A 3,422-nucleotide genomic window follows, 5' to 3' on the forward strand; every position below is an offset into this window, starting at 1 on the left:
TTGGTTTAGTAGAAACGATAAATCGCGCTGCCGGGGCGTTGCAAAAAGACCAGAACGGCGCGGATGTTCCCGACAAAGATTTATTCGTGCGTAATGTCGGTGCTGCGAGAGCTTTCAGAGGCGGTATTAGCATTGGTGGAGGCGGCAACTGGACAACTGCGGAGTTTATCGTCTGGCTCGAATCGCAGGGGGCATTTAATCATCCGTACTGGATGTGCAAGGGTTCATGGTCTTACGGTGATAACCGAACTATCACCGATACGGGATGTGGAAATATCCAGTTGGCTGGGGCTGTGGTCGAGGTAATGGGCGACCGTGGCGCGATGACTATTCGTGTCACTACAGCCACGACAGGTGAAGGTGCACTCAGCGCTCAGTTTACCTATATCAATCATGGTGATGGATATTTACCCGGATGGCGCAGGGATTTGAAGCGTTCCGGTGACACCATGAGTGGTGAGTTGAAAATTCCAGGAGCCAATGCGCTGAGGATATTTAATGCACAGTTTGGCCTGATTTTCCGGCGTTCGGAAGAGTACCTGCATCTTATCCCCACGCTGGAAAATCAGGGGGAGAATGGCGATATCGGCCCACTGCGACCAATCAGCATTAACCTCCGAACGGGTGAGATTTCGATGTCTCACAAATTACTCGCCAGCGGTGGTGCTCAGATTAACGGTGCGTTGGGTATTGGGATTGAGAGCGCCCTCGGTGGTAACTCAATTGCTTTGGGCGACGGTGATACCGGATTTAAACAGAACGGTGACGGCGTTCTTGATGCTTATTCCAATAGTCGTCAGGTGATGAGGATTGTTCCCGGTGCTGTGCAGGTATTTGGCTCAACGGGGAGCTGGATTTACATGCGCGAGCAGACTTGTTTTTCCAGCGTTGCACCTGTGGACAAAGACGGCGCATCAGCAATTGTCAGGCAGGAACACCCGGACAGACATTTTATCCTTGGTGGGCTGGGTAATCATCAGTTTGGCATTTACATGATTAATAAGTCCCGTTCTGTAAATGGTACAGATGGGCAAGCCTTCATGAACAGTGATGGGGACTGGGTAAGCGGTGGTCGGATTCTTCCGGGAAACTACGAAAATTTTGATGGTCGATATCAGCCGAGAGGTAATTACGCAACGCAGGAATGGGTATTACAGAACTTTGTCCAGAATATTCGCGTCAGTGCGCCGCAGGAGCGTAAGTTTTGGGATGGTGCTAGCTGGTCCAGCAATGACAGCGCATTTGCGACAGCAATATGGATGGTCGGTGGTAGCTCGAACGTTGGTGGTCTACTTGTCCGTTATATTCAAAAACTGATTAACGGCACCTGGTATAATGTCATCGAATAAGAGGTAAAGGATAAAATGCAGCACCTTAAAAATCTAAAAAAATACACACCAAACGATGAAAATAGCCTGTTGCTTATCAAAGAACATAATGTTGAATTTTATGTTTCTGAGGATGGACAAGATTGGTATCAATCACAGACAAATTTCTCACCAGATACATTGAAAATTGCTTACGATGAAGCCGGTATTATTCGCAGCATTAGCCGAGACGTTTCAAACATTTACCCGCGAAACTTAAGTGTTGTTGAAGTTGAAATCGGCACTGAAAATAAAAATGTGGATATATCAGGTGGTTGGGTTTTTGACAACGGTGAAATTAAACCCCGCCAATATTCACAAAAGGAATTGTACGCGCAGGCTGAAGCGAAGAAAACGGAGCTATTATCTGCCGCAGCTGCCTCTATTGCACCTCTACAAGATGCTGTCGATGAAGGAATGGCGACGGCAGAAGAAACCGCCGCATTGTCAGAATGGAAAAAATATAGGGTGAGAGTTATGCGTGTTGATACAACAAAACCTGAATGGCCTACGCCACCGAATATTCAGGCCACTTAACATCTGGTGCTGTAGTTAAGTCAAGGCGGCGTAGCGCGGTACGATAAGCCCGTAACGCCGCCAGTTCCGTTTCTTCGTCGGCTGATATATCACCATCTTTTTGCGCAGCTTCAAGCCAGTCAATACGCGCTGTAGCTTTAGCCATGCGGCGGTCGCGTTCCGCTTCTGCGTCAGCCAGGTAATTGCGGATTTGCTGCAATTTGTCGTCTTTATAAAACCAGTCATCCCCCAGCGTGACGCGCAGGTTAGCTTCTGTGGCTGAAAGTTCGACGACACTGAGATTGACCGGGAAAAGCGCATGTATATTAGTTGTGAATGTCCTCACGCGACCATCATCGTCATAGCCAATTTTCAGCGTTTCAGATTCATCAAATAATTCAATAACGTCATACCAGTCATTTCCATTTTGATCACGTAAAAACATAACGTTCTGACCATCTATAATTTTTGGCCTGTCAGTAGTGTCTGGTGTATATGGAGAGAATTTACCGAAGTGTTGCATTTTTATTTACCTTTAATTAATTACATACCAGGTGCCATTTACTCTTTTTCGAGTATATCGAATCTGAATCCATCCAACGTTGCTGGAACCTCCCACCATTTTAAAGTTGTACATAGCAGCGCCATCTGTCGCTCGCATATAATCACGCCCGTCCCAGAATTGATATTCAGTAGGCGCGGTGTGATCGATATCCTGGACAGTATTCTGCAATACCCATTGTTGTGTGGCATACCCTGATAAATTAGGCGCTGGCGGTGGGTTATTTGGCGAATAAACGCGAGTGTTACCTTCATAAACAGCGCGGCCTGACAAATTACCATTAACTGTCGTATTTCCATTGCGCCCTATGTTTAATGGATTTGACTCCCACGCACCTTTTTCATCATAAAAATGAATATCAAATCTGTCCTGATAATAACCGTACGCGCAGGACAGAATGCCACTGGCGTCATCGTTGGCTATCATGCAGTTAGAGTTGGGCCTTGCATCCTGGAATAAAAAGCGTAGCTGTCCGCGTAACTTACCTCCTGTTATTGGAAACGCTCCAACATCTGTCGCAGTAGGTTTGTTTAGTTCGTCGTAAATCTTTGCCCACTGTATTGATTTGTTAGAACCAACGCCATACGCCCTGTAACACGGTGTCGGTCCCTCACTCATGGCCAGTGCTGCAAACGTCCCATTTAGTGTTTCCGGCATCATGAGCAAATTAAAATAAGTATCCATCCTGGGGGCGTCGGTGGATTTAAACACACGGGAAAAATTCACACCGTATGCAGCTCTTTCGCTAACCGGGTGGCTATCCGGTATAACACCGAAAGTCTGAGCGCCCAGGCCAAAATCGCCAACTTTCAGTACACGACCAAGAGTACAATCATTTACCGCAGTTGTAGCATCGAGTGTTGCTGCAGAACCAAGTTGCAGGGCTTTACGGGCTTTCGCCTTATCCGGGACGTCATTCAGATTCTGGTCTTTTTGAAGCGCCCCAGCTGCGCGATTTACCGTTTCTACTAAACCAA

3 protein-coding genes and 1 pseudogene are annotated in these 3,422 nt (G+C 47.0%); 2 read left to right on the top strand and 2 right to left on the bottom strand.

Annotated features, from left to right (window positions below):
* Positions 1 to 1,349: hypothetical protein (locus OGV71_RS00035; protein WP_286532283.1), on the top strand; the 1,349-nt coding region annotated here is incomplete at its 5' end.
* Between the two features lie 15 nt (positions 1,350 to 1,364).
* Entirely contained in the window at positions 1,365 to 1,904 is a 540-nt protein-coding gene (locus OGV71_RS00040; RefSeq protein WP_071444916.1) for a tail fiber assembly protein, read from the top strand.
* Here the strand turns inward: OGV71_RS00040 and OGV71_RS00045 are convergent.
* Together OGV71_RS00045 and OGV71_RS00050 are read right to left on the bottom strand one after the other, a co-directional pair.
* A complete protein-coding gene (locus OGV71_RS00045; RefSeq protein WP_286532289.1) occupies positions 1,876 to 2,406 on the bottom strand; it encodes a tail fiber assembly protein in 531 nt (176 codons plus the stop codon). The genes OGV71_RS00040 and OGV71_RS00045 overlap by 29 nt on opposite strands.
* 12 nt (positions 2,407 to 2,418) lie before the next feature.
* A pseudogene (locus tag OGV71_RS00050) lies at positions 2,419 to 3,422 on the bottom strand (phage tail-collar fiber domain-containing protein); the annotation flags it as partial.

This window comes from Citrobacter sp. Cf088, from assembly GCF_030334295.1.
GTDB classification, from domain to species: domain Bacteria; phylum Pseudomonadota; class Gammaproteobacteria; order Enterobacterales; family Enterobacteriaceae; genus Citrobacter; species Citrobacter freundii.

Coding starts and splice junctions, on each gene's coding strand:
- OGV71_RS00045 (WP_286532289.1), bottom strand. CDS start 2,406: ATGCAACACTTCGGTAAATTCTCTCCATATACACCAGACACTACTGAC.
- OGV71_RS00040 (WP_071444916.1), top strand. CDS start 1,365: ATGCAGCACCTTAAAAATCTAAAAAAATACACACCAAACGATGAAAAT.